Source organism: Agromyces sp. NPDC060279, assembly GCF_042726785.1.
Lineage (GTDB): Bacteria > Actinomycetota > Actinomycetes > Actinomycetales > Microbacteriaceae > Agromyces.
Genome location: NZ_JBHXBK010000001.1, coordinates 535,183 through 560,958 on the forward strand (window position 1 = coordinate 535,183; position 25,776 = coordinate 560,958).

17 protein-coding genes and 1 tRNA gene are annotated in these 25,776 nt (G+C 73.2%); 7 read left to right on the forward strand and 11 right to left on the reverse strand.

Annotated features, from left to right (window positions below; all coding sequences use genetic code 11):
- Nucleotides 1–47: 47 nt before the first annotated feature.
- On the reverse strand, nucleotides 48–500 hold the full coding sequence (locus ACFWE1_RS02540; RefSeq protein ID WP_376931971.1) for a pyridoxamine 5'-phosphate oxidase family protein: 453 nt from the start codon (nucleotides 498–500) through the stop codon (nucleotides 48–50).
- Nucleotides 501–652: 152 nt separating this feature from the next.
- A tRNA-Met gene (locus tag ACFWE1_RS02545) sits at nucleotides 653–729 on the reverse strand.
- A 358-nt stretch (nucleotides 730–1,087) separates the two neighbouring features.
- On the opposite strand from ACFWE1_RS02545, the gene ACFWE1_RS02550 reads away from it, so the two are divergent.
- Entirely contained in the window at nucleotides 1,088–2,452 is a 1,365-nt protein-coding gene (locus ACFWE1_RS02550; RefSeq protein ID WP_376931972.1) for a glycoside hydrolase family 18 protein, read from the forward strand.
- A gap of 67 nt (nucleotides 2,453–2,519) precedes the next feature.
- Here the strand turns inward: ACFWE1_RS02550 and ACFWE1_RS02555 are convergent, their stop codons facing one another.
- From ACFWE1_RS02555 to ACFWE1_RS02565, 3 genes are all read right to left on the reverse strand, one after another.
- Nucleotides 2,520–3,371 (reverse strand): class I SAM-dependent methyltransferase, encoded by an 852-nt coding sequence (locus tag ACFWE1_RS02555; RefSeq protein ID WP_376931973.1) that lies wholly within the window; start codon nucleotides 3,369–3,371, stop codon nucleotides 2,520–2,522.
- A complete protein-coding gene (locus ACFWE1_RS02560) occupies nucleotides 3,368–6,292 on the reverse strand; it encodes a UPF0182 family protein (protein ID WP_376931974.1) in 2,925 nt (974 codons plus the stop codon). Before ACFWE1_RS02560 ends, ACFWE1_RS02555 begins: the two co-directional genes overlap by 4 nt.
- Nucleotides 6,293–6,424: 132 nt before the next feature.
- Complete coding sequence (locus ACFWE1_RS02565; RefSeq protein WP_376931975.1) at nucleotides 6,425–7,552, reverse strand: PDZ domain-containing protein; 1,128 nt, start codon at nucleotides 7,550–7,552, stop codon at nucleotides 6,425–6,427.
- Between the two features lie 207 nt (nucleotides 7,553–7,759).
- On the opposite strand from ACFWE1_RS02565, the gene ACFWE1_RS02570 reads away from it, so the two are divergent.
- Nucleotides 7,760–9,079: a zinc-dependent metalloprotease gene (locus ACFWE1_RS02570; RefSeq protein ID WP_376933057.1), complete on the forward strand. Its 1,320-nt coding sequence runs from the start codon at nucleotides 7,760–7,762 to the stop codon at nucleotides 9,077–9,079.
- 838 nt (nucleotides 9,080–9,917) lie between these two features.
- On the opposite strand, the gene ACFWE1_RS02575 is transcribed toward ACFWE1_RS02570, so the two are convergent.
- Nucleotides 9,918–11,687 carry an ATP-dependent helicase gene (locus tag ACFWE1_RS02575; RefSeq protein ID WP_376931976.1) on the reverse strand — a complete coding sequence of 590 codons (1,770 nt, stop codon included), beginning with the start codon at nucleotides 11,685–11,687 and terminating at the stop codon, nucleotides 9,918–9,920.
- Complete coding sequence (gene nudC, locus ACFWE1_RS02580; RefSeq protein WP_376931977.1) at nucleotides 11,672–12,625, reverse strand: NAD(+) diphosphatase; 954 nt, start codon at nucleotides 12,623–12,625, stop codon at nucleotides 11,672–11,674. The genes ACFWE1_RS02575 and nudC overlap by 16 nt, the downstream gene beginning before the upstream one ends.
- 87 nt (nucleotides 12,626–12,712) lie before the next feature.
- Here nudC and ACFWE1_RS02585 point away from each other — a divergent pair, with 87 nt between their 5' ends.
- Nucleotides 12,713–14,047 carry a phosphotransferase gene (locus ACFWE1_RS02585; protein WP_376931978.1) on the forward strand — a complete coding sequence of 445 codons (1,335 nt, stop codon included), beginning with the start codon at nucleotides 12,713–12,715 and terminating at the stop codon, nucleotides 14,045–14,047.
- On the opposite strand, the gene ACFWE1_RS02590 is transcribed toward ACFWE1_RS02585, so the two are convergent.
- Both ACFWE1_RS02590 and ACFWE1_RS02595 read right to left on the reverse strand, forming a co-directional pair.
- Nucleotides 13,936–17,403 carry an ATP-dependent DNA helicase gene (locus ACFWE1_RS02590; RefSeq protein ID WP_376931979.1) on the reverse strand — a complete coding sequence of 1,156 codons (3,468 nt, stop codon included), beginning with the start codon at nucleotides 17,401–17,403 and terminating at the stop codon, nucleotides 13,936–13,938. The two genes, ACFWE1_RS02585 and ACFWE1_RS02590, sit on opposite strands and share 112 nt — an antisense overlap.
- Entirely contained in the window at nucleotides 17,400–20,525 is a 3,126-nt protein-coding gene (locus ACFWE1_RS02595; protein ID WP_376931980.1) for a PD-(D/E)XK nuclease family protein, read from the reverse strand. The genes ACFWE1_RS02590 and ACFWE1_RS02595 overlap by 4 nt, the downstream gene beginning before the upstream one ends.
- 92 nt (nucleotides 20,526–20,617) lie before the next feature.
- On the opposite strand from ACFWE1_RS02595, the gene ACFWE1_RS02600 reads away from it, so the two are divergent.
- Nucleotides 20,618–20,842, forward strand: a complete 225-nt coding sequence (locus ACFWE1_RS02600) for a DUF3107 domain-containing protein (protein WP_376931981.1) — start codon at nucleotides 20,618–20,620, stop codon at nucleotides 20,840–20,842.
- A gap of 1 nt (nucleotide 20,843) precedes the next feature.
- Nucleotides 20,844–21,152 (forward strand): hypothetical protein, encoded by a 309-nt coding sequence (locus tag ACFWE1_RS02605; RefSeq protein ID WP_376931982.1) that lies wholly within the window; start codon nucleotides 20,844–20,846, stop codon nucleotides 21,150–21,152.
- A 53-nt stretch (nucleotides 21,153–21,205) separates the two neighbouring features.
- On the opposite strand, the gene ACFWE1_RS02610 is transcribed toward ACFWE1_RS02605, so the two are convergent.
- Nucleotides 21,206–21,922, reverse strand: a complete 717-nt coding sequence (locus tag ACFWE1_RS02610; protein WP_376931983.1) for a ferritin-like fold-containing protein — start codon at nucleotides 21,920–21,922, stop codon at nucleotides 21,206–21,208.
- Nucleotides 21,923–22,079: 157 nt separating this feature from the next.
- Here ACFWE1_RS02610 and ACFWE1_RS02615 point away from each other — a divergent pair, with 157 nt between their 5' ends.
- Nucleotides 22,080–23,579 (forward strand): DEAD/DEAH box helicase, encoded by a 1,500-nt coding sequence (locus ACFWE1_RS02615; protein WP_376931984.1) that lies wholly within the window; start codon nucleotides 22,080–22,082, stop codon nucleotides 23,577–23,579.
- 87 nt (nucleotides 23,580–23,666) lie between these two features.
- On the opposite strand, the gene ACFWE1_RS02620 is transcribed toward ACFWE1_RS02615, so the two are convergent.
- A complete protein-coding gene (locus ACFWE1_RS02620) occupies nucleotides 23,667–24,536 on the reverse strand; it encodes a PHP domain-containing protein (RefSeq protein ID WP_376931985.1) in 870 nt (289 codons plus the stop codon).
- Nucleotides 24,537–24,688: 152 nt separating this feature from the next.
- Here ACFWE1_RS02620 and ACFWE1_RS02625 point away from each other — a divergent pair, with 152 nt between their 5' ends.
- Nucleotides 24,689–25,708 (forward strand): endonuclease/exonuclease/phosphatase family protein, encoded by a 1,020-nt coding sequence (locus ACFWE1_RS02625; RefSeq protein ID WP_376931986.1) that lies wholly within the window; start codon nucleotides 24,689–24,691, stop codon nucleotides 25,706–25,708.
- Nucleotides 25,709–25,776 lie beyond the last annotated feature (68 nt).

Below are 25,776 nucleotides of genomic sequence, written 5' to 3' on the forward strand. Positions count from 1 at the left end.
CCGCTGAGAGCAGAACGGTCGGTCCGTCGCTCACGACCCCCCGCGGTTCACGTCGGCGAGCCGGTCCCCTCGCGCGCGGCGGTCACCGCCGCCGGCAGCGTGAACGCACGGCCCTGGATGTCCCGCGGTGTGACCCGCACCCACCGGTCCTTCCGGCCCGGGGCCCAGGTGACGAGGCCGAGCCGCTCCGCCTCCTCGATCTCCCGTTCCCGCTCGACGCGGGTGGCGCGCCCCTTCATCACGATGCTGAAGACCTCGTCGCCGTCGATGCCGTCGACCTGGAACAGCACGTCCTGGTTCACGGTCAGGGCGAGCAGCTTCGTGCCCGGTGCCGTCCGGAAGACGACGCTGAAGCGATCCACTCCGTGGTTCACCGGGAAGAGGTCCATCTCGCCGCCGGCGTAGGTTCCCAGGCGGCCGTACGGGGCTTCCGCGACGCGCTGCCAGCACTCGGCGGAGGGCATCTCCCGCATGGGTGGGCGTTCGTCTGCATCCGTCACGGTCGGCTCCTCCCCCGAAGCGGTCCGGTGCGGCCTGTCTACTCCGGCCGGGATGCGACGTCAAGGCGGGCACGGGCGGCGCACTCGAGGATGCCGGGGCTCGTGCGGGCAAAAAAATCGAGGCCCGGAATCTGACGATTCCGGGCCTCGTTTGGTTGCGGGGGCAGGATTTGAACCTACGACCTCTGGGTTATGAGCCCAGCGAGCTACCGAACTGCTCCACCCCGCGGCACAAGAGATAACACTAGCACGGGTTTCGGAGGCCGTCCAATCGAGCGCGTCGCGGGGGCGGCGGACGTTCCGCGCGGAGCCCGAGCGACGGGCGCCCCACGGCTCTCGGAGACGAGCGGACCGCCTCGGGGCTCAGCCGCGAACGGTGCAGCATGTGCACACTTCGGGGGACAATACTGTGGACGCGCGACAGCCGATCACAGAGTTCACGCGAGGCATCCACCATCGTTTGTCAGGACTCTTTCCAAACCCGAGCGGCCTTGCTAGCTTCCTGCGGAACGTCGCCCCGCACCGCCGCAACCACGGCAAGAGGGTGACGGACCACGCCAGCGCCCGTTCCGATCGATGAGGATCCCATGACACGACGCAGACTGCTCCGCCCGCTCGCCGCCCTCGGCGCCGCCCTCGGCGCCGCCACCGCGATGGTCGCGGTCGCCGCGGCCTCACCGGCCGCCGCCAAGCCGCACCACCAGCCGACCGGGCCGGAGGAGATCAACGGCTACCGCGCGGTCGGCTACCTGATGGCCGACTCCCCCGTGACCCGGGACGTGCAGATCAAGGACCTGTTCACCACCGGCGCGATCGAGGACGTCACCCACCTGAACTACGCCTTCGGCAACGTCACCGCGAACCTGAAGTGCGAGATCACGAACGTGCCCGGCGAGGGCGACGCCTACAACGACTACCTGCGCCTCGTCGGGCCGCAGGACTCCGTCGACGGCAAGAACGACAAGACCAACAAGCACCAGCGCCTCGCCGGCAACTTCAACCAGCTCCGCAAGCTCAAGGAGCGCAGCCCCGACACGAAGGTGCTCATCTCGCTCGGCGGCTGGACCTGGTCCGACCACTTCTCGGAGGCCGCCGCGACCCCCGAGCGGCGCACCGCGCTCGTCTCCTCCTGCATCGACGTGTACCTGAAGGGCAACCTGCCCAAGGTGGGCACCTTCGGGGGCCCGGGCGCGGCGGCGGGCATCTTCGACGGCATCGACCTCGACTGGGAGTGGCCGGTGAACGGCGGCGAGACGAGCAACGCCTCCCCCGCCGACCGCGAGAACTTCCTCGCGCTGATTGAGGAGTTCCGCGCCCAGCTCGACGCCTACGGCGAGCAGACCGGTGAGGACTACCTGCTCACCGCCTTCGCCCCGGCGGGCGGCTACAACACGAACGCTGGCGGCTGGACCGACCCGCGGCTCTTCGAGGTCGTCGACTGGCTCAACATCCAGGGCTACGACTACGCGGGCGGATGGACCGGCAACACCGGGCACCAGGGCAACCTGCACCCCGACGGAACGAACAACTGGGGGCTCGCCCTCGACAACGCCGTCGGCCTCTACACCGCGGCCGGTGCCGACCCCGCACAGCTGAACATCGGCCTCGCCGCGTACGGGCAGGGCTGGAGCGGCGTCACGGTCGGCGACCGCGCCTGCTGGACCCCCGACCCGGCGGTGACGGCGATCGGCACGAAGCCGTACTACGAGATCCGCTCGCTCGGCCGCGGCTACTTCGACCCCGCGATCGGCGCCTCCTGGCGCTACGACGCGAAGCGTGGCGAATGGTGGAGCCTCGACGACGCGAACTCCGTCCGCGCGAAGGCGGCCTGGCTCGCCGAGCAGGGCCTCGGCGGCGCGATGTGGTGGGATCTCTCGGGCGACTACCGGAACGAGCTCGGCGGGGCGCTGGGCGACGCGCTGCGGGATGCCGAAGAGGGCCCGCTCGACTGACGCCGTACGCACGGAGGGGTCGTGACGAGGTCGCGGCCCCTCCAGCCGTGCCGCCCCGGCGGCCGGGTCACGGCGCCAGCGCGACGAGCTCCATGCTGAGCGGCGCCCACCGGGTGCCCGGCCAGCCGTAGAGGCCGTGCCCCTGCGGCACTGTCGCCGGGAAGATGCGCCACGGCACCTGGTAGAGCTCGGCGAACTCCTCGACCGTGAGCCCGGCATCGCGGAGACCGCCGAGCACCTCGCTCAGCGGATGCATCCACTCCCAGGTGCGCGTGTGCTGCAGGCGCGCCTCGGGATCGGCGTAGTCCTCGCCGCTGTCGACGACGTCGGGCTCGCCGCCCGCGTAGGCGTAGCGCAGGCTCGGCAGACCGTCCGGGCCGTCGTCGCCGTCGAGCATGTAGGCGGCAGGATGCCCGTCGGCGAAGTAGAGCCGGCCGCCGGGCTTCAAATACCAGGCGACGATGCGCGCCCACTCCGCCACGTCGGGCAGCCACCCGATCGTGCCCCACGTCGTGAAGACGAGGTCGAACGACTCGGGCTCGGGCAGCATGTGCCGGGCGTCGTAGACGTTCGCCTCGATGAAGCGGGCGCGTTCGGCGAGACCGAGCTCGACGGCCATCCGCCTGGCCTCCTCGACCGCCGGCTGCGAGAAGTCGATGCCGACCACCGTCGCCCCGAGCTGCGCGAGCGACAGCGAATCTGAGCCGAAGTGGCACTGCAGGTGCAGCACGCGCACGCCCTCGAGCCCGTCGGGGAACAGCCGGTCGATGCCGGCGGCCGCGATGGGGTCGAGCAGGCTGCCGCCCGCGCGCAGGGCGCTCCGATCGTAGAACTCGGACGCGACGTGCACGGGCACGCGCTCGTCCCAGTTCGCCCGATTCTGTTCGAGCCACTCCCCCGCGCGCGGGTCGACGGTCACTGCGCGGCCGACTTCTCGGACTCCGCCAGCGCGACCATCTTCGAGACCAGGTCGGCCAGCTTCGCATCCGCCGCGCCGTAGGCCGTCCAGTCGCCGGCGGCGAGGGCCGCCTGCTTGTCGGAGATGGCCTGCTTCGCCTGGTTCAGGAGCGACTGCATCTCGCTGCTCGGCGCGGTCGGCGTCGTGCCGTCGCCGGGATCGGTGCTCGGCTCGTCGGGGTTGCCGCCCTCCTGGCCGGTGCCGGGCTCGACCTGCTCGTCACCGGCCGAGGCACCCGAGTCGCCGCCGAACAGCACGTTCAGCGCCTGATCGAGGGTGTCCTGGAAGGCGATCTGATCGCCGAAGGCGACGAGCACCTTCTGCAGGAGCGGGTAGCTCGTGCCACCCGTCGACTTGACGTACACCGGCTGGACGTAGAGCAGGCCGCCGCCCACCGGCACCGTGAGCAGGTTGCCGTTGATCACGTCGGACTGGCCCTGCTTCAGCAGGTTCAGCGACTGGGAGACGGTCGGGTCGGAGTTGAACTTCGCCTGCACCTGACCCGGGCCCGGCACGTTGTCGTCCTCGGGCAGCGTCAGCAGCCGCAGCTTGCCGTAGCCCTCCGCGCGTTCGCCGTCGCTCGAGCCCGCATCGGAATCGACCGCGAGATAGCCGCGCAGCACGTTGCGACTGTTCTCGCCGCGCGCGTCCGGGATGAACGTCGAGTACAGCGAGTACGCGGGCGAGTCCTGGCCCGGCATCTGCATCGTCAGGTAGTACGGCGGCTGCAGTGCGTTGCTCTGCGCCGAGGCCGTCGGCTCCTTCGGCGTCGTCCAGGCGTCCTCACGCGAGTAGAACGGGTCGGCGTCGGTGACGTGGTAGCGACCGAGCACAGCGCGCTGCACCTTGAACAGGTCGGACGGGTAGCGCACGTGGCTCATGAGCTCGCCCGACATCTTGCTGATCGGCTCGAGCGTCAACGGGAAGATCTTCTGCCAGGTCTGCAGGATCGGGTCGGACTCGTCCCACGCGTACAGCGTGACCTTGCCGTCGTACGCGTCGACGGTCGCCTTCACCGAATTGCGGATGTAGTTGATCTCGTCGAACGCGAGCGACGGCGCCGCGCCCTCGCTGTCGGCGATCGCCTCGCTGAGGCTGACCTTGTTCGAGTACGGGTACTGATCGGTCATCGTGTAGCCGTCGACGATCCAGACCAGCCGGCCGTCCACCACCGAGGGGTAGGTGTCGGAGTCGAGCTCCAGGTAGGGGGCGACCTTCTTCACCCGGTCGATCGGGTCGCGGTCGTACAGGATCTGCGACTCCTCGTTCACCGCGTCGGAGAGGAAGATCTGCTCCGACTGGAACTTCAGCGCGTAGATGAGCTTGGTGAACGCGTTGTCGAGCTTCGGCCCGCCGTCGCCGGTGAACGTGGTCTCGGTGCGCTCCGAGCCCTCGGTGCCCGAGGGGTAGTCGAGCTCGACGGCCTTCGCCCCCTTCGGCGCGCCGACGATCGAGTAGTTCGGCGAGTGCTCGCCGAAGTACACGCGCGGCTCGAACTCGCCCAGCGAGCCGGTCTGCGGGATGCCGGACTGGATGAACACCGGCTGCCCGTCGGAGGAGCGCTGGTTGCCCGCGGCCGCCACGAGGCCGTAGCCGTGGGTGTAGACGATGTGCGTGTTGTACCAGGTGGCCGCGTCGCTCAGGCCCTCGAGGTTGAGGTCGCGCACCGCGACGATCGCGTCCTGCGACTTGCCGTCGATCTCGTAGCGGTCGACGTCGAGGCTCTGCGGGAACTGGTAGTACTGGCGGAACTGCTCGAGCTGGCCGAAGGCCTGGCTGATCTGCTGCGGGTCCATCAGGCGGATCGAGGCCGTGGTCTCGGCGTCCGCGCGGAGCGCACCGGGCTCGGCGTCGGTCTTGGCCGCATACGGGATCTCCTCGACCGTGTCGACGCCGTAGGCGTCGCGGGTGAGGTCGATGTTGCGCTGCAGGTAGGGCGCCTCGGCGGTGCGCGCGTTCGGCTCGACCTGGAAGCGCTGCACCACCCACGGGTAGATCGAGCCGATGATAAGGCTCGAGACGAGCAGCAGCACGGTGCCGACGAGCGGCAGTCGCCAGCGGCCCATGATCGCCGTGACGAAGAACAGGATGGCGACGCCGATGGCGATCGCGGCGAGGATCCACTGCCCGGGGATGACGGCGTTGACGTCGGTATAGCTCGCACCGGTGAACAGCGAGCCCTGCTCGGTCACGGTGCCGTACTGGTCGAGCCAGATGCTGATGCCCTGCAGCAGCAGGTAGAGGCCCGCGGTGATCGCGATCTGCACGCGCGCCGACTTCGAGATGACGACCTCGCGACCGGAGATGCGGATGGCGCCGTAGAGGTAGTTCGTCGCGATGACGAGCAGCCCCGACAGGAGCACGACGGCCGAGGCGAACCCGACGATCGAGCGGTAGAAGGGCAGCTCGAAGACGTAGAAGCCGACGTCGAGGCCGAACTGCGGGTCGGTCGTGCCGAACGGGGTGCGGTTCAGCCACGCGAGCGCGGCGTCCCAGCGCGAGGCGGTCGAGACGCCCGCGAACACGCCGAGGACGACGGGGATGCCGTACATCGCGAGGCGGCGGAGCGGCTCGAAGACCTCCTGGTAGCGGTCGAGCTGCGCGTTGAGCTTCGCGTACACCGGGCGGGTGCGGTACGCGATGAAGATCGAGGCCCAGACCGGCAGCGCCATCGCGGCGAAGCCGATGAGGAAGAGCGCGATGCGGGCGATCCACTCGGTGGCGAGCACGTCGAAGAAGCCGAGCTGGCGGAACCAGAGGATGTCGGCGTAGACCCCGGCGAAGAGGAAGAAGCCGACCAACAGCACGGCGACCACCCCGATCGTGATCGCGATGGGCGCCCTGCGGCGCGACGGACGGGGGTCTTGCGTCTCTGCTGACACTCTGGCCTCTATGGTTCGGTCGGAACGGAGTCGGTCGGAATGGATCGAACACCTATCCTAGGCGGCCCAGTCTTGGAGCTTGCCCGGAACGGGGCGGCCGCCCGCCCCCACGATCAGGGGGTCCGGCTCGCGTCAGCCCGCGGTGCAGCTCGCGTACTCGCCGTCGACCTCGCCGTCGGCGACGTCCTCGACGATCGTCCGCGCCTGGTCGAGCGTCTCGACGGAGAACACGGTGAGCCCGTCGGGCACGTTGCCGACGACCTCGTTGCAGTTCGAGGCGGGGGCCAGGAACCAGCTCGAACCCGCGTCGAGCGCGCCCCACATCTTCTGGCGGATGCCGCCGATCGGCCCGACCACGCCGGCGGAGTCGATCGTGCCGGTGCCGGCGATGCTCTCGCCGCCGGTGAGATCGCCCGGCGTCAGGGTGTCGACGATGCCGAGCGCGAACATCATGCCCGCGCTCGGGCCGCCGACGTCGTCGAGCTGGATCTCGACGTCGAAGGGGAACTCGTAGACCATGCGCACCCCGATGCCGAGGATCGCGGTGCCGTCGCTGTCGACGGGCGTGAGCTCGACGGCCCGCTCGGCGCCGCCGCGGCTGACGACCAGGGCGGCGGGCGACTCGGTGCCGTGCGCCTGCACGGCGTCGCGCAGCTCGGCGATCGAGTGAACCGGCCGGCCGTCGACCGATTCGATGACGTCGCCCTCCTCCAGCACGCCGGCCGCGGGAGTGCCCTCGGCGGAGCCGGTGACGGTGACCTCGCGCGGGAAGTCGTAGCCGAGCTCGACGAGCGCCGCGGCGATCGCGTCCTGCTGGGAGTCGACCATCGCCGCCTGGTTCCGCTGGTCGCGATCGGTCTCGCTGACGCCGGGCGGGAAGATCGCCTCCACCGGCACGACCGACTTGGTGCGGTCGAACCAGGAGCCCAGCACCTCCAGCCAGTTCGGCGTGCGCCCGGGCTTGCCGACGACGGAGACGGTGAGCAGGTTGAGCTCGCCGTCCGTCGGGTAGCTCTGCTCGTCGGGCACGGCGATGAGCGGACGCTCCTCCCCGTCGTGCTCCTGCGAGCCGAGCGTGTTGTAGACCGGTCCCGGCTGCTCGATGACGTAGGGCGAGGGCAGCAGGGCGAAGACGACGCCGATGACGAGGGCGGTGCTCACCGCGGCCCAGCCGATGCGCTCCCGCAGCGTGCGACGGCCGACGGAAGGGTCGTGACGCCAGCGGGGGTCGGCCTGGGGCTCGTCCTCGAAGAGGCTCACGCGGTCATCCTTCCAGGGGTCTGCGTTGGCGCAGCTCGGGCGCTGTTCGCGAAGGGCGGACACCCGGAACGCCCAGCCTAGGCCATTTCCCAGTCACGTCACCGTGCGCCCGCGTTAGCGTGGAATCCGACGCGACTGGAGGTGGCGCACGTGGCCGATCGAGGCGAAGACCCGAGCGAGCAGAACCCCGAAGAGGAGTTCCGCGAGATGCTCCGCGAGCTGCTCTCCGGCTCGGGCGGCATCGACCCGTCCAAGCTGGCCGGCGCCGCCGGCCTGCCCAACGACCCCGCGAGCATCGCCGCGCTCTTCTCGCAGCTGCAGCAGGCGATGAACCACGCCGACGACGGCATCGACTGGTCGGTCGCGCTCAAGCAGGGCGAGCAGCACGCGGCGAACGGCCAGCGTCAACTCGACGACGCCGAGCGCGCCCGCTTCGACCAGGCCTTCCAGGTCGCCGCGCTCTGGCTCGACGAGACCGTCGACGTGACCGCGCTGCCCTCGCCGCCCGAGCTGCTGACCCGGCGCGCCTGGGTCGCGGCGACGATGCCGGTGTGGACGCAGCTCGCCGAGCCCGTCGCGCTCTCCATCTCCGACGCGCTGACGCGGGTCATGAGCGAGCAGGCGCCCGAAGAGATGCGGCAGATGGTGCAGGGCGCCAGCCGCATGATGCGCAGCATCGGCGGCGCGCTCTTCGCCATGCAGCTGGGCCAGGTCGTGGGGCAGCTCTCGGCCGAGGTGGTCTCGGGCGGCGACATCGGCATCCCGATCATCGAGGACGGCCGCGCCGCGGTGCTGCCGCAGAACGTGGCCGCGTTCGGCGACGGCCTCGACGTCGACTCGAGCGAGGTCGAGCTCTACCTGGCGGTGCGCGAGCTCGCGCATGCGCGGCTGTTCCGGCACGCGAAGTGGCTGCGCCTGCACTTCATCACGGCGATCACCTCCTTCGCCCGCGGCATCGACATCGACACCGGACGGCTCGAGGAGCTCGCCGAGAGCTTCGACCCCTCGAACACCGAGGCGCTGCGCGACGCGGTCGTGAGCGGCGCCCTCATCCGCCCGAAGAGCGAGGCGCAGCAGGCCGCGCTCGCCCTCATCGAGACGATGCTCGCCCTCGTCGAGGGCTGGGTCGACGTCGTCACGGCGGAGGCGACCACCCGCTTGCCGAAGTCGGTGGCGATCGCCGAGACGATCCGCAGGCGGCGGGCGTCCGGCGGCCCGGCGGAGTCGGCGCTCGCGACGCTCGTCGGCCTCGAGCTGCGCCCGCGACGGTTGCGCGAGGCGGCGGCGATGTGGCGGGCGGTGACCGATGCCGTCGGCGTCGAGCAGCGCGACGCGATGTGGTCGCACCCCGATCTGCTGCCGACGGCCGCCGATCTCGACGACCCGGCGGCGCTCGTCGCCCGGTTGACGGGAGCCACGCCGGTCGACGCCGAGGACGCGGAGTTCGACGAGGCGCTCGAGCAGCTCCTCCGCGGCGAGACCCCCGCCGGCCCCGGCGAGGACGGCGAGGAGCCTCCCAAGGCCTGAGCCGATCCGGTCGGCGTCGCGCGAGCGCGGGACGCCGACCCGACCGCGGCCTGTGGATGGCCCGGGCCGTGCTGGACGCGCGTGCGCCAGGCTCTCGGCATGACCCTCCGACTCGACCCGGCGCTGCCGCTCGTCTGGCGCTCGCCGAACGAGCTGCAACTCGGCGCGAGCCGCCCCGTCCTGGTGCTGCGCGATCCCGGCGAGCTCGAGAGCTCGGTGCTCGCCCTGCTCCGGCGCGGGGCGGGTCGCGACGCCCTGCACGCGATCGTCTCGACGCTCGGCCTCCCGTCCGCACGGCTCGACGCGCTGCTCGAGCTGCTCTCCCCCGCGCTGCTCGACACCGCGCTGCTCGACACCGCGCCGGGCGCCCGGACGGGCGGGGTCGCGGGCACCGCCGATCCCCCGATCGTCGCGATCGACGACGCCGAGCCGCGGCTCGCCCGCGCCGTCGCCGCCGCTCTGGGCGCGATCGGCCTGCGCCCCGTGCTGGCGGCCCACGGGCCGGAGCGGCCGGCCGCGGTCGTGCTCGCCGCCGCGTGGGTCGTCCCGCCGGCCGCGCATCTGCGGTGGCTCCGCCGCGACGTGCCGCACCTGCCCGTGGTGCACGAGGGCGAGGCCGTCACGGTCGGCCCGCTCGTCGTGCCCGGAACCGGTGCCTGCGTGCGCTGCATCGAGCTGCACCGCCGCGACCTCGATCCGGCTTGGCCTGCGATCGCCGCGCAGCTGGCGATGCATCCGGCCGCGCCGCTGCCCGCCGGCGCCCTGGGGGTCGCCGCCGCGCACGCCGCCGCGACCCTCGACGGCTACCTCGACCGCAACACCGTCGCGGCCGCGTCGCTCAGCGTGCCCGTCTCGGGGGCTCCGCCGCGGAGCTCGCTCCACCCGGTGCACCCGGAGTGCGGGTGTCGAGCTCCCGGAGGAACCGCGACGGCTCCCGCTCTCCCCGCCCCGCCTGGCCGCGACGGGCCCAGCTCAGCGCGAGCCGCCGACGGGCTCGGGTGAGGCCGACGTAGAGCAGCCGACGTTCCTCGTCGATCGCCTCGAGCCCCTTCGCGTAGGCGATCGGCAGCAGCCCCTCGCTCAAGCCGACGAGATGCACCTCGTCCCACTCGAGGCCCTTGGCCGAGTGCAGGGTCGCGAGCGTCACGGCCTGCACCGCCGGCTCGTGGTGCGACTCCGCCCGTGCGCGGAGCTCGTCGGCGAACTGCCGCAGCGTCGTGCCGGGCGGCTGCTCGTCGACGAGGCCGGCGATGGCGTTCAGCGCCTCCCAGCGTGCGCGCACGGCACCGGGGCCCTCCGGCGCGTGCGCCGACCAGCCGAGCGAGCGCAGCACGTCGCTCACCGACTTGAAGAGCGGCTCGTCGCTCGGCACGAGCGCCTGCGCGCGCAGGGCGTGCACCGCCTTCAGCACGTCGGGCTGGTCGAAGAAGCGCTGGGCGCCGCGCACCCGATACGGCACGCCGACCTCGTCGAGCGCGTGCTCGTACATCGCGGACTGGGAGTTCACCCGCAGCAGCACGGCGATCTCCGCGGCGGGAACCCCTGCGTCGATGGAGTCCCGCACCCGGCTCGCGACGTCGCGCGCCTCGGCGAGATCGTCGGCGAACTCCAGGATCTGCGGTTCGGCCGCGGGGCCGTTCGCCCGAGCGCCGGTGGCCGCGGCCTCGAGGCGCAGCGCGCCCGAGCGCCCGCGCATCAGGCGGTTCGCGGCGCCCACGATCGGCTCCGTCGAGCGGTAGTTCCGTTCGAGCCGCACGACCGTGGCGTCGTCGTAGCGCCGCTCGAAGCCCAGCAGGAACTCCGAGCTCGCGCCGGCGAAGGAGTAGATGGTCTGGCTCGCGTCGCCGACGACGCAGAGCTCCTTGCGGTCGCCGAGCCAGAGCTCGAGCAGCCGCTGCTGGGCCGGCGACACGTCCTGGTACTCGTCGACCACGAAGTGCCGGTAACTCTCGCGCACGTGCATCGCGACGGAGGGCTCCGACTCGATCATGCCGGCGGTGGCGAGCAGCACGTCCTCGAAGTCCATCGAGCGACGCTCGTCCTTCACCCGCTCGTACTCCAGCATGAGCGCGAGCTGCTGCTCGGCGCTCAGCGCCCCGGCCGGGCCCCGGCTCGCGAGGCGGGTCTCATAGGCGGCCATGCCGAGGCCGGAGACCTTGCGCCACTCGATCTCGGCCGCGACGTCGCGGAGGGTCGCGGTGTCGACCCGGACCTTCAGCCGTTCGGCGGCGTGCCCGAGCAGCCGGCCCTTGTACTCGAGCACCCGGGGCGCCGGGCCGCCGCCCGTGACGAGCGGCCAGAAGTGGTTCAGCTGCGCGAGCGCCGCGGCGTGGAACGTGCGCACCTGCACTCGCCCGGCGCCGAGCGCGTGCAAGCGGCCGCGGATCTCGGCGGCCGCGCGCGCGGTGAAGGTCAGCGCCATCACGCGGGCCGGGTCGTACGCCCCCGAGGCCACGCCGTAGGCGATGCGGTGCGTGATCGCCCTGGTCTTGCCGGTGCCCGCCCCGGCGAGCACGCAGACCGGCCCGATGAGCGCTTCAGCGACGACCCGCTGCTCCTCGTCGAGCGCATCGAGCAGCTCGTCCTCGGCGCTCACGAGCTCGGCCACGGCACATCCGTGGGCAGCGGCCCGCCGTACCAGTCCTGCAGCAGCCACCCGGCGATGGAGGTGCCGGTCGGCAGGTAGAGCTCCTCGCCCGCCGAGGCGATGTCCTCGCGGGAGAACCAGCGGAGCTCGAGGATCTCCTCGCCGTCCGGCCGCGCGATGGCCGGGTCGGCATCGACGGCGAGCCTGGCCCGGAAGCCGAGCATGAGGCTCGCGGGCAACGGCCACGGCTGGGACGCGACGTACTCGACGCGATCGACCGGGATGCCGGCCTCCTCGGCGATCTCGCGGACGACCGCGTGCTCGAGCGGCTCGCCCGGCTCGACGAAGCCGGCGAGCAGCGAGAACCGGCGCTGCTCCCACAGCGCGTTGGAGCCGAGCAACACGCGGTCGTCGTCGTCGGTGACGAGCACGATCACGGCGGGGTCGGTGCGCGGGAAGAGCTGCCGCTCCTCGGCGACGCAGCGGCGCACCCAGCCGGAGTCGGTCACCTCGGTGGGGCTGCCGCAGCGCGGGCAGAAGGGGTGCGCCTCGTGCCAGGACGCGAGCGCGATCGCCTCGACCGCGAGCGCCTGCCCTCGATCGTCGAGGAGGCCGGCGGCACGGCGCAGTTGCGCCCATCGAGCCTCCTCGGCCTCGATCGCGGCGGCCGCCGCCTCGTCGTAGACCCGGAGTTCGACGGGCGCCGTGCGGCCGCCGAGCTCGACGCGGCCGAGGAAGCAGCGGAGCGTCTCTGCGGGCAGGCCAACCGGAGCGACGAGACCGAGCTCCGGAGCCGAGCCGTCGCGCTGCTCCGCGAGCAGCAGGCGCCGGTCGTGGACGGGCAGCACGAGCGCCGAGGCATCCGCGTCGAACCGCGCCTCGCGCTGCGGATCGGCTCTCGCCGCGGCGTCGCGATCGATCGCCGCGCGGGCCAGGGGCGGGAGGCTCGGTTGGGGCATGACCACCTTTCGCATGGCGCTCGCGGACTCGTCGGCAAGGTGTGGCGGTCGCCCGGTCACAGGCGTCGGCTGCTTAAGCTGTGTGCCATGGCCAGACCCCCACTCACTCTAGCCGCGTTGGCGACGGCGGCGGTCCCCGGCCTCGAGGTCCGCGCGGTCCGAGTGCACACCCGCAACTCCGGCGGTTCGTACGATGCCGTCCGGCTCCGCACGAGCGACGACCGCGAGCTGCTCATCCGCGTGCCGCGCGACCAGAGCGCCGAGACCGAGCAGTCCGCCGACCTCCTCGCCCTGCACGCGCTCACCGAGGGGGTGCGTGCGATGCTGCCGTTCGAGCTCGCCGAGTACGTCGGCCAGGCCCCCATCGACGGCACCCGCGGGGTCGTGACCACCTTCGTGCCCGGGCTCGGCCGCTCGGCCGACGAGCTCACCGGCTCCGACGCGATCGCCGAGTCCGTGGGCCTCGCCATCGCGGCCGTGCACAACCTGCCGACCGGCTTCGTCGGTGAGGCCGGCCTGCCCCGCCGCACCCCCGCCGAGGTGCGCGACGAGGTGGTCTCGCTCGTCGGGCGCGCGACCGACACCGGCCACCTGCCGGCGGCGCTGCTCCGCCGCTGGGAGGAGGCGACCGACGACGAGTCGCTCTGGCGCTTCCAGCCCACGGTCGTGAACGGGCAGCTCAGCGCGGACTCCTTCCTCTCGCTCGAGGACACCGTGACCGGCATCGTCGGCTGGTCGGAGCTCGGCCAGGGCGACCCGGCCGTCGACCTGCACTGGCTGCTCACGGCTCGCGGCGGCTCCGCCGAGCGGGCGCTCGAGACGTACCTGCTCGCCCGGGAGGGCGGTGCGGACCCGCACATCCCGCAGCGCGCCCTGCTGTACGGCGAGCTGGAGCTCGCCCGCTGGCTCCTGCACGGCGTCGAGCAGCGCGACGAGGCGACCATCGCCGATGCCGTCGGCATGCTCGACGCGCTCGTCGAGAGCGTGCACGACCGCTCGAGCGAGCCGCTCTCCCCGGAGACGGGTCCGATCCTGACCGTCGGCGACGTCGAGCGCATGCTCGACCGCACCCCGCAGCTCGACGCGCAGCGCGAGCCCGCGGGCGCCATGCTGACGGACAGCTACGACTTCTCGGCGCTCCGCCGTCCTGCGGCGGATGCGGAGACGGATGCCTCGATGACGGCGCCCATCCCGCTCGACCTCAGCGACTGGGGCGACGCGGCGCCGGCCTCGGAGCCGGATGCGGCGGACGCGGACCCGGATGCGGACGCGGACCCGGACCCTGATGCTCGGGCTGGAATCGAGCCGGCTCAGCGGGGCAGCACGGCCGCCGACGCCGCGGACGGCGAGGCCTCGTCGTTCACCGACTCCGCCGAGCGCAGCGCCGACGACCAGGCGCGCCGCAACTCCGCTTCGTCGTAGAGCCGTTCGGGCCGGATCTGGCGGTCGTCCTCGACGTAGTAGAAGACGGCGTCGATCTGCTCGGGCGGTACCCCGGCCCACTTCGCGTACGCGAGTCGGTAGAGCGCGAGCTGCGTCTGCCGGAGTTCGAGCTCGCGGTCCCCCTGAGGAGCACGACCCGTCTTCCAGTCGACGACCTGATGACGGAGCCCCTGGCGGCCGAGCTCGCTCTCGGGATCGATCTCGTAGACCGCGTCGAGCTTGCAGACGAACACGTGCTCGTCGAGCGGCAGGTGCAGCTCGAGCTCGACCGCGCTCGGCCGCCGCTGGCCCCACTCGGAGGCCTCGAACGTGGCCTGCAGTGCGGCGAACCGCGCGGCCGAGCCATCGATGAGCGCGGCACCCGGGGATGCGGGCGCCGAGTCGCCGCTGGACGCCGTCTCGGGCCCGGACTCCGACCAGGCGAAGAGCTCGTCGCCGGCGGCGCCCTCGGTCCAGTCGAGGGCGTTCGCCTCGAGCTCACCGGTCGAACGATGCTCGACCCAGCGGTGGAAGAGGGTACCGAGCCGGGTGGCGCGGTACGGCCGCTGCGGCATCGGCCGGCGCAGCTGCTCGGCGACGGCGGCCGCGTCGTCGACGTAGTCCTTGAAGCGCGACGCCGGCACGCGGGCCGGGATCTCGGGGGGCGCGTGCCCGGCCATCCGCCGCCGCCGCTCCTCGAGCAGGAGCCGGAGCTGCTCGCCGAGGCGCTGACCGATGCCCGCCCCGCTCGGCCCTTCGGCCGCGGCCCGCACGGCGTCGGCGGCACGCACGACGCCGAGCCGGCGGCGGCCGAGCGGGTCGAGGGGCCAACTCACCCGCTCCTCGCCGACGGCGCGGGGGTTCTCGTCGGACTCCGGGCGGTCGGGCAGCGCGGACGCGGGCAGGAGCCCGTGCGCGACGAGCTCGCGGAGGAACACGCTCGGCTGCCGGGGCTGCTTCTGCGAGGCCCACCACGAGCCGGTGAGCAGCAACTCGTCGCGCGTGCGGGTGAGACCGACGTACGCGAGCCGGCGCTCCTCCTCGGCATGGCGTTGCCGGTTCTCCTCGGCGAAGCCGGCGACGGCCTCGTCGAACTCGAGCTGGCTCTGCACGCCCCGCCACATCAGTTCGGGCAGCTCGTCGCGGTCGCCGCGGAACTCGTTCGGCAGCTCCCCGAACGCGAGCCAGCCCTTCGCCGAGCGCGGCTTGCCCGGCAGTTCGTCGGTCACGAGCCGCGGGATCGCGACGACGTCCCACTCGAGCCCCTTCGAGCCGTGGATGGAGAGCACCTGCACGGCGCCCGGCTCCGGCTCGTCCTGGCGCGGGGCGAGCCGGTCGCGCTGCTCGGCCTCGGTGAGCCAGCCGAGGAAGGCCCCGAGATTCGGGTGCTCCGCGACGTCGACGAAGCCGGCGAGCAGTTCGTCGAAGGCTTCGAGGCTCGGCGCACCGAGCGGCTGCTCGGCGTTCGCGGCCACTTCGATATCGAGGAGCAGCTCGTGCTGCACGAGGCTGACGAAGTCGACGAGGCCGAGCCCCGCGCGCCGGCGCAGGGACTGGAGCTGCGCGCCGGCGCGACGCATGCGGGCGAGCCCCTCGGCCGTGAACGCGACGAGCGCACGGTGGTCGTCGGGCGCGGAGAGCAGGAAGTCGAGCGCGTCGACGATCGACGGGGACTCCTCGGCCGCGATCGAGGCCCGCAGACCCGCGCGCACGCCGTCGTCGAGCCGCCGCATCGCCTGGTCGCGGTCGACGAGCCAGCGCGCGAGACCCGCGAGGGCGGAGAGGTCGGCGGGGCCGATCGCCCAGCGGGCGCCGCCGAGCACGCGCACGAGTTCCGCCCCGGCGGTCGGGTCGTGCAGCACGCGCAGGGTGCTCACGAGATCGGCGATGACGGGCTGGTCGAGGAGCCCGGCCACGCCGAGGACGTGGACGGGAACGCCGTGCCGTCGCAGCGCGGCGGTGAACACGTCGACGTTCGCGAAGGTGCGGCAGAGCAGGGCCCCCGTGCGCGTGGCCGCCGGTGCGCTGCGGCGCTCCGGCGTCGCACCGGACTGCGAAGACGAGCCGGGCTCGGCGTGCCCGAGGCGCTCGGCGAACCACCGGGCGATGTGCTCGGCCTCCTCGTCGATGGTCTCGGCCCAGGCGCAGTCGAGCACTCCGTCGCCGGCGAACGGCGAGGCCGCGAGCGGGGCCTTGTCGATGCCGCCGTCGAGCGGCTCGATGATCGCGTTCGCGGCGTCGAGCACGATGCGCGGATTGCGCCAGCTCGTCGAGAGGTCGTAGACGACGGCGTCGCTCGCGCCCGGGCGCCCGGGCTCGACGCTCGCGTCGTGCCGTGACTCGCCGCGGTCGTCGGCCGGCGGCTCGGTTCGTTCGGCCGCGAAGTCGCCGCCGAAGCGGGCGAGGTTGGCGGCGCTCGCACCGCGCCAGCCGTAGATCGACTGGTCCGGGTCGCCGACCGCCATCACCGAGTGCCCGCGGAACAGCGCGGCGAGCAGCCGGGTCTGCACGACGCTCGTGTCCTGATATTCGTCGAGCAGCACGGTGCGGAACCGTTCGCGGTGGGCGACCGCCACCTCGGGGTGCGCCGTGCAGATCTCGAGGGCGAGCGAGACCTGGTCGGAGAACTCGACGTAGCCGCGGGCCCGCTTCGCCTCGGCGTACGCTTCGGCGAGCTCGAGCAGCGGCGGCAGCGCGTCCACCGCTCCGAGCGCGGCCACGAACGAGTCGTACGGGGTGCGCTTGCGCGGCGCCCCGATCGGCAGGTCGGCCATGCCGAGGAACTCGCGCGCCATCGCCCGCACGTCGCGGGCGTCGGCGACGTTCTCGCCGAGGGCCCGGCTCAGCCCGAGCACGGCGCCGGTCACCTTGTCGAGGGAGGCGTCGAGCTCGACGAGCCGAGGGTCGGCGGCGGCCGCGACGATCGAGCGGGCCAGCTGCCAGGCGGATGCCTCGCCCAGTACCGCGGCGTCGGGCTCACGACCGATCAGCAGCGCGTGCTCGCGGTAGATGGCGCTCGCGAAGGCGTTGTACGTCGACACCGTCGCCGCCTCGAGCGGGTCGAGCTCGAGCTCGGCGATGCCCTCGGCCACGAGCTGTCCGATGCGGGCGCGGATGCGCTCGGCGAGCTCGCCCGCAGCCTTGCGGGTGAAGGTGAGCCCGAGGACCTCCGGCACCTGCACGTGGCCGTTCGCGAGGAGCCACACGACCCGGTTCGCCATGGTCTCGGTCTTGCCGCTGCCCGCGCCCGCGACGACGAGCGAGCGGCCCCGCGGATCGGCCTCGATGACCGCCCGCTGCTCCTCGGTCGGCGGGTGCAGACCGAGCCGGGTCGCGATCTCTGCGGCGCCGATCATGCGGACACCGCCGGGACGAGGTGCACCCGGTAGTGCCAGGCGCCGAAGCGCGACCGGGGCCCGATCTCGACGGGCGACTCGAAACTCGCACCGCTCATGATCGCGGCGACCGCGTCGAGGCGCTCGCGGAACGCCTGCTCGTCGGCGTCGTCGAAGGGCTGCTGCGCCCGCTCGGTGTAGGCGGCGCCGCGCAGCGGGCGGGCGAGGTAGACGAGCTTCGCTCCGCCCAGCCTGCCGAGGTTCGGCACCTGCCCGTGCCGGGCCGCGAGCTGGTAGGCGGCGAGCTGCGGGTGAGCCGCAGTCTCGGCGGCGGTCGGCGGCGTGCGCCCCGTCTTCAGGTCGACGATCACGGTCGTGCCGTCGGGCGAGGCCTCGACGCGGTCGATCGTGCCGCTGAGGCGCACGCGGCCGAGCTCGAGCGTGAAGCGGCCCTCGGCGCCGAGCAGCACCTTCGCGTCGTCGGCGAACTGACCGAGGTAGTCGGCGGCGCCCTCGACCATGCGCCTCGCGCCGCGCCGTTCGCGTTCGGCCACCCAGCCGGCCTCGAAGCGCAGCGCCTCGAGCCGTGCCTCGACCCCGGACCAGAGCGTCTCCAGCTCGGTCTCGCCGCTCGCCCCCGCCTCCTCGACGACGGCGTGCACGATCGTGCCGATCGAGGCCGCAAGCCCCGAGGGCGGCGAGGCGACCCGGTCGATGAACCAGCCGAGCGGGGACTCCTCCGCACGATCGATCTGCGACGGCGAGACCGGTACCCGAGCCTCGGGATCGGCGTCGAGGTCGACGATCGGGGCCGTGCTGGACGGCGCGCGCAGCCCGTACCACTCTTCTGGATGTGCCCCGGGCACACCGGCCTCGGCAAGCAGCGCGAGCGCCGCAGGGGCCTCACCGCCCGGGTCGGCGACCGCTTCGCGGCGGAGCGCGCCGACGAGTCCGCGGAGGTGCAACGGCCGTCGTCGCGGCGACAGCCGCTCCTCCGCGTAGCCGAGGAGCATCGAGGGCTGCTCGTCGTCGTTGGCCGTGCAGCTCAGCACGAGCTGCCGCGTCGCCCGGCTCGCGGCGAGGGCGAACAGGCGCAGCTCGTCGCTGCGCACCGCCGCCCGGGCATCGGCCGTCGAATCCGGGGCGGGCAGCGGCGCCCCCGCGCGGGCCGCCGCCGCGACGGCGGGCAGCAGCGCCGCGTGCAGCAGCGTGCCGCGCGGTCGGAGGTTCGGCCACACGCCCTCCTGGAGCCCGGCGATCACGACGACCTCGAAGTCACGGCCGATGAGCGCCGGCGCGGTGCCGACGAACACCGACTCGGCGGCGCGCTGCGGGGCGAGCGAGTCCTCGGGCAGCTCGCTCGAGAACTGCTCGTCGACGAAGCGCACCGCAGGGGCGCCCGGCGTGCGTTCGACGAAACGCTGCGCGGCGGAGAAGAGTGCGACGACGGCGTCGAGCGCGCGGTTCGCCTCTTCGGCCAGCACCCCGGTGCCGGCGGCCTGCGCCCCCCATTCCTCGGCCAGGCCGCTGCGGTCCCAGAGCGACCAGAGGATCTCCTCGATCGTCGATCCGGTGCCGACCCGGGTGCGCGCCGCCGCGAGCAGACGCGCTAGTCGGGCGGCACGACGGCCCGCCGCGGCGTCGACCGTCTCGAAGCCGCCGGGCGCGGAGAGCGCGTCGACGAGCAGCTCGTCGCCCGTGCGGTCGCCCCCTGCGGCCAGTTCCTCGTGCCGGAGCGCGAGGCGCAGCCGACGGAGCCCGACCGGGTCGAGCCGGCCGAGCGGGCCAGTGAGCAGCTCGACGGCGAGCTCGGGCGTCAACGGCTCGCGCTCGAGCACGAGCGAGGCGGCGCGCAGCAGGGCGGCGGCCGCGGGCGCGTCGCGCAGGGCGGTGCGCACGAGCGCTCCGGCGGTCGGCACGTCGGCCAGGGCGAGCCCGCGTTCGAACGACGGCGCGTCGGCGCCGGAGCGCAGCACCACCGCCATCTGCGACCACGGCACCCCGTCGAGCAGGTGGCGTTCGCGCAGCAGAGCCGCGATCTGCTGGCACTCCCCCGCGTGCGACGCCGCCTCGATGCCGAGCACCGGCGCGAGCGGCTCGTGCGCGGGCGCCGCGTCGGCCGGGACGCTCGCGGCCCGGTGCCCCCCGCCGAGCGCCGCGCCGATGTGGCCGGTGACCGAGGCGACGAGCCGACGCAGCTCGGGACGGCCCCGGTGCACCGTCGGCAGCTCGATGCGGTCGGCGGGGGCGCCGAGCAGCGTGGAGAGCGTGCCGAGCAGCTCGGGCCGGCCACCGCGGAATCCGTTGCTCGCCACATCGGGGTCGCCGAGGGCGACGACGTGCGTGCCGCGCGCCGCGAAGGCGGCGAGCAGTTCGGCCGTGGCCGCCGTGGCCTCTTGTGCGTCGTCGACCACGATGAGCCGCAGCCGCGCCAGCGTGCCGAGCGCCGCGGCCGCCCGCTCGTCATGGATGCTGCGCTGCACGATCGCGGCGGCGAAGGCCGCGAGCTCCGCGGAGTCGAACTGGCCGCCGCGCAACTGCTCCTTCACCTCGGTGTACTCGTCGAGGAATTGGCCGGCGGCGACCCACTCGGGCCGGCCGCTCGCATGCCCCAGACGAGTGAGCGCGGCGCCGTCGACGTGCTCCTCGACCGCACGCATCAGGAGGTCGCGCAGCTCGGTGCGGAAGCCGCGGAGCGCGCGCACCCGCGTCTCGAACGGCCACTCCGGGCCGCCGCCGTCGGCCTCGGCGGCTTCGAGCAGTTCGGCGATGATCTGGTCCTGCTCGGCGCCGGTGAGCAGCGTCACCGGCTCGCCGGTGTAGGCGCGCACGAGCTGGAACGCGAGAGAGTTCGCGGTGCGCGCCAGCGGGCCCCGGGTGGTCGCACCGAGCCGGACCGCGATGCGGTCGCGCATGCGGCTCGCCGTGGTGCGCGTCGCGGCGAGCGCGAGCACCTCGTCGGCCCCGTACCCGCCCTCGATCCGGCGGGCCACGAGCTCGATCGCGAGGCTCGTCTTTCCCGAGCCGGGGGCGCCGAACACCGCGGCCGACCGATCGGTGCCGAGGTGCTCGAGCTCGAGCCCCGCGAAAGTGTCGTCGGTGAAGAGCGCTGGCTGCTCGACGAGGGCTTCGGGGCGGGGCATGCGGCCACGCTAACCCGTTCCGCCGACAGTGAACGCGAAGCACCGCCGAGGCCGGGTGACATAGGGTGAGAGCACGACGAGAAAGGCGCACAGTGGACGTTCGCATCGGCATCCAGAACTCCCCCCGTGAACTCGGTTTCGAGGCCGCGCAGACCGCGGCAGAGGTCGAGCAGGCCGTCACCGCGGCCCTCTCCGGGCAGTCGCCTTCGCTGCGCCTCAGCGACGAGAAGGGCACGGTCTACGTGATCCCGGCCGCTGCGCTGGCCTACGTCGAGATCGGCTCCGAGGAGTCGCGTCGCGTCGGCTTCGTCGCCTGACATGGAGCTCCTGTTCGTCGCCCTGGGCGGCGCGATCCTCGGCCTCGCGGCCCGGTATTCGCTGCCCGGGCGGGCGACGCACGGTGTCGCGCTGATCCCCGCGATCGGCACCGCCGTCGCGGCCGTCGTGTGGGTCGGCCTCACCTGGCTCGGCTGGCCGTGGGACGGCGGCTGGATCTGGGTGGTCTCGCTCGCCGGGGCCGGCGCGGTCTCGGCGCTCACCGCCCTCCTGATCGGGCCGAGCCGCGAGCGTCACGACGCCGAGCTGTTCGAGCGGCTGGCCCGCCCGGGCGCCGGCGCCAAGGCCTGACACCGAGGCATCCGCCCGCTGCGCCTCGCGCGGCCGCTCGGACGGAACGGCCGTCAGGCGGTCAGGCCGAGCGCGTCCATGCGACGGGTGTGCTCGGCGATGAGCTCGGTGAAGACCGGCTCGACGTCCTCGCCGTGGCGCGCCTCCGGCTCCGCCGCCTCGAGCGCCTTCCTGGCGACGAGGAGCGTATCGCCGACGAGGCTGCGCCCCCAGAGCGCGAGACGGTCGGCGAGGCCCGGTTCGTCGGCGATCGCCTGCGTGAGCAGGCGCTCGAGCACCGCGGCGCCCTGGCGCTCGGCGAGGATGCCGCGGACTCGACGGCCGAGCTCCGCCGGGAGCCCGTCGGACAGGCGCAGGAAGAAGTCGTCGAGCATGCCCGAGGTGAGGTGGATGCCGAGCAGCAGCTCGTGCCAGTCCGCCCCGCTCGTGAGCTGCCGGAAGTGATCGGTCGCCGTCTGGAACATCGCGAGGTACTCGGCGGGTTCGGCGTCGGCGCGGCGCAGCTCCTCGACGAGCGCGTGGTGCTTCGCGAGCGCTTCGCCGGAGGCCACCGACAGCCCCTCCTTCGCCACGAGGTCGGGCGAGGTCGCGACCGCCTTGGCGAGCGACTCGAAGAAGGCGAGCTGCAGCGACGCCGCCTGGCCGAGGTACGGCAGCGGATCGGGCACCAACTCCGTGAAGTCGACCCGGGCGAACTCGGTCGCGGCGACCCGCGGACGCAGTCGGGGCGCCTCAGCGCGCGGCCTGCGCCGCTTCAACCAGAAGACCACGTGCGACAGCTTATCTGCAGCGTGCGCGGCCTTTCAGCGAGCCTCCGTTAGTCTTAATGGGCTCGCGGGCATCGGACCCGCGGCCGTGCGCCTGTGGACGAATGCAGGGCGCACCCCATCATTCGCACCGCGAACGCACACGACAAGGCAGAACCTCTTGACTACTTTCACCGAGCTCGGCATCGCGTCGGACATCGTCGACGCCCTCGCCGGGAAGGGCATCGTCGATGCCTTCCCCATCCAGGAGCAGACCATCCCCCTCGCTCTCTCGGGCCAGGACATCATCGGTCAGGCGAAGACCGGCACCGGCAAGACCTTCGGCTTCGGCCTCCCGCTCATCCAGCGCCTCGGCGACGACCCCGAGCCCGGCGTCAAGGCGCTCGTCGTCGTGCCGACGCGCGAGCTCGCGGTGCAGGTCACGGAAGACCTCGAGCTCGCCACCTCCAAGCGCCCGACGAAGATCGTCTCGATCTACGGCGGCAAGGCCTACGAGGGGCAGATCGAGCAGATCAAGGCGGGCGCGCAGATCGTCGTCGGCACACCCGGCCGCCTCCTCGACCTCGCGAGCCAGCGCCTCCTGAACCTGAGCGAGGTGCAGGAGATCGTCCTCGACGAGGCCGACAAGATGCTCGACCTCGGCTTCCTGGCCGACATCGAGAAGATCTTCTCGAAGGTCCCGGCGGTGCGGCACACCATGCTGTTCTCCGCGACGATGCCCGGCCCGATCGTCGCCCTCGCGCGCCGCTTCATGTCGAAGCCGATCCACATCCGCGCGAACGATCCCGACGAGGGCCTCACCCAGGCCAACATCAAGCACCTCGTCTACCGGGCGCACTCGCTCGACAAGGACGAGGTGATCTCGCGCATCCTGCAGGCCGAGGGCCGCGGCAAGACCGTGATCTTCACGCGCACCAAGCGCGCGGCGGCCAAGCTCGTCGAGGAGCTGAACGACCGCGGCTTCAACGCCGCGGCTGTGCACGGCGACCTGAACCAGGACCAGCGCGAGCGCGCGATGGCCGCGTTCAAGGCCGGCAAGAAGGACGTGCTGATCGCGACCGACGTCGCCGCCCGCGGCATCGACGTCGACGACGTGACGCACGTCATCAACCACACCATCCCCGACGACGACAAGACCTACCTGCACCGCGCCGGCCGCACCGGCCGTGCCGGCAAGACCGGCATCGCGGTCACCTTCGTCGACTGGGACGACCTGCACAAGTGGGCGCTCATCAACCGGGCGCTCGAGTTCGGGCAGCCGGAGCCGACCGAGACCTACTCGTCGAGCCCGCACCTCTACACCGACCTCGACATCCCCGCCGGCACGAAGGGCCGGCTGAAGCCCGCCGCCCCCGCGGCGCCGGCGAACCGTTCGGCGACCGCCGGCCGCTCGGAGGGCGACGCCGAGCGCGCGCCCCGCAGCCGCAACCGCCGTCGCACCCGCGGCGGCGCGCCGGTCGCCGGCGGGACGGCGAGCGCCGAGTCGACCGAGGCACCGGCCGGAGATGGCGCCGAGCGCGAGGTCGGCGCCGGCACGCACGACGGCAAGGGCAAGGAGCACCACGACGGCAACGCCGCCCCGCGTCGCCGTCGCCGCCGCCGCGGCGGCAGCTCGAGCGGCGGCTCGGCCGGCGCGAGCCAGGCGGCTCCGCAGGCCTGACGCCCCCCTGCATCCGGAACGCCGGTCGCCCTCGGGCGGCCGGCGTTCCGCGGTTCCGGGGCGGGTCGGCCGAGCCGGGCGGACGGCCTAGGGCAGGACCGGGTTGCTGCCCCGGCCCTCCGCGACCAGCCGGGCGACGACCTCCGGCGCGGTGCGCTGCTCACCGAGGCGGTTCGGCTTGCCGTCGCCGTGGTAGTCGCTCGAACCGGTGATGGCGAGATCGAAGCGCGCCGCGAGCTCGCGCAGCCGCGGCAGTGCGGACGGCTCGTTCTCGGGGTGGTCGACCTCGAGGCCGAAGAGACCGGCCTCGACGAGCTGGGCGAGCCGCCCGGGCGCGATCACCGCGTCCGAGCCGCGCGTGCCGGGGTGTGCGAGCACCGGGACTCCCCCGGCCTCGCGGATGAGGCGGATGCCGCTGATCGGGTCGGGCGCGTAGTGCGGCTCGGCGTAGCCGGAGCGGGGGTGCAGGATGCCGGCGAACGCCGCCGAGCGGTCCGGCGCGTGCCCTCGGGCGACGAGGGCGTCGGCGATGTGCGGCCGGCCGATGGTGGCGCCCTCCGCGGAGTGCGCGAGCACGTCGTCCCAGGTGAGCGGGTAGTCGCGGGAGATGCGGCGCACGATCTGCTCGGCGCGGCTCAGTCGCGACTCGCGGATGCGGCGGGTCTCCGCCACGAGCGCCGGGTCCTCGGGGTCGATGAGATAGCCGAGCATGTGCACGCTGTGGTAGCCCTCGCGCGTAGAGAGCTCCATGCCGGGGATGAGCGCCACGCCGCTCGCGGGCACCGCGGCCGCGGCCTCGGCCCAGCCCGCGGTCGAGTCGTGGTCGGTCAGCGCGATGGCCTGGAGACCGGCGGCGGCCGCCTCGACGAGCAGCTGCGCGGGCGCGCCGGTGCCGTCCGACACCGTCGAGTGCACGTGCAGATCGGCCTCGAGGGCGACGGCGGGGGCTTCGGCCATCCCTCCATGCTATGCCCGCGGGGAGCTGCGGCCGCCCGCCCGGCGCTCCGGCGAGGCATCCCTCCTCCTCCACAGGCTCGCCTCAGCCGACTCCCAGTGATCGCACGGCGGATGCCCCGGCGTCGCCGTGGGCGGCGGCCTAGGTTGGAGGGATGCTGCTCCGTCTGCTCGGCTGGCTCGTCGTGCTCGCCTCCGCCGTCATCGGCGCCGTGCTCGTCTGGCCCCAGGGCCTGGGTCTGCAGGATCAGTGGATCGCCGCGCACGTGGTCGCCCTCCGCGGCGCGGGCGTGCTCGTGGGCGTCGTCGCGGCCGTCGTGTTCGTGCTCGTCGCCCTCGGCCGCCGCCTGCGCCGCTTCGCCGTCGCGATGCTCACGGTGAGCCTGTTGTTCGCCGGCGGCAACGCGGCGGTGCTCGCGGTCCGCGGCATCGGCGGCTCGGATGCCTCGTCGACCGACGCGGTCACAGTGCTGGCGTGGAACACGCTCGGCGAAGAGCCAGACGCCGCGGTCGTCGCCGAGCTCGCGCTCGAGCGCGGCGCCGACATCGTCGTGCTGCCCGAGACCACCGAGCCGTTCGGCGAAGAGGTCGCGCTCGCGATGCGCGACGGCGGCAGCCCGATGTGGGTGCACTGGCAGGCGTTCGACGACATCGCCAAGGCGCGCTCCACGACGCTCCTCGTGTCGAGCGCGCTCGGCGAGTACACGGTCGTCAGCCCCGACTGGCCCGGTCCACCTGACAACACCAACACGGTGCCCTCGCTCGTCGCGGAGCCGGTTGACGGCGACGGCCCGCGGATCGTGGCCGTGCACGCGGTCGCGCCGATCCGCTGGGAGCTGCGCAACTGGCGCAGCGACCTCGGCTGGATCGCCGAGCAGTGCGCCGGCGACAACGTGATCATGGCGGGCGACTTCAACGCCACGCTCGATCACTTCGCGGGTCTCGGCAGCGAGGGCGGCGACCTCGGCCGCTGCTCCGACGCCGCGAACGCCGCGGGGGCCGCCGGCGTCGGCACCTGGCCCACCGACGTGCCCGCGCTGCTCGGCAGCCCCATCGACCACGTCTTGGCGACGCCGGACTGGACGGTCGAGTCGTTCCGCGTCGTCGACTCGCTCGACGCCTCCGGCAGCGACCACCGGCCCGTCGTGGCCTCCCTCGTCCGCACCGGCGGCTGAGCCCGCCCGCTCGCGGAACCGTCCTCCTGACGCACGGGCCGCTCCCGGCCGCCGTCCACGTTCCGGGT

Coding starts and splice junctions, on each gene's coding strand:
- ACFWE1_RS02550 (WP_376931972.1), top strand. CDS start 1,088: ATGACACGACGCAGACTGCTCCGCCCGCTCGCCGCCCTCGGCGCCGCC.
- ACFWE1_RS02570 (WP_376933057.1), top strand. CDS start 7,760: ATGCTCCGCGAGCTGCTCTCCGGCTCGGGCGGCATCGACCCGTCCAAG.
- nudC (WP_376931977.1), bottom strand. CDS start 12,625: ATGCCCCAACCGAGCCTCCCGCCCCTGGCCCGCGCGGCGATCGATCGC.
- ACFWE1_RS02585 (WP_376931978.1), top strand. CDS start 12,713: ATGGCCAGACCCCCACTCACTCTAGCCGCGTTGGCGACGGCGGCGGTC.
- ACFWE1_RS02590 (WP_376931979.1), bottom strand. CDS start 17,403: ATGATCGGCGCCGCAGAGATCGCGACCCGGCTCGGTCTGCACCCGCCG.
- ACFWE1_RS02595 (WP_376931980.1), bottom strand. CDS start 20,525: ATGCCCCGCCCCGAAGCCCTCGTCGAGCAGCCAGCGCTCTTCACCGAC.
- ACFWE1_RS02605 (WP_376931982.1), top strand. CDS start 20,844: ATGGAGCTCCTGTTCGTCGCCCTGGGCGGCGCGATCCTCGGCCTCGCG.
- ACFWE1_RS02620 (WP_376931985.1), bottom strand. CDS start 24,536: ATGGCCGAAGCCCCCGCCGTCGCCCTCGAGGCCGATCTGCACGTGCAC.
- ACFWE1_RS02625 (WP_376931986.1), top strand. CDS start 24,689: ATGCTGCTCCGTCTGCTCGGCTGGCTCGTCGTGCTCGCCTCCGCCGTC.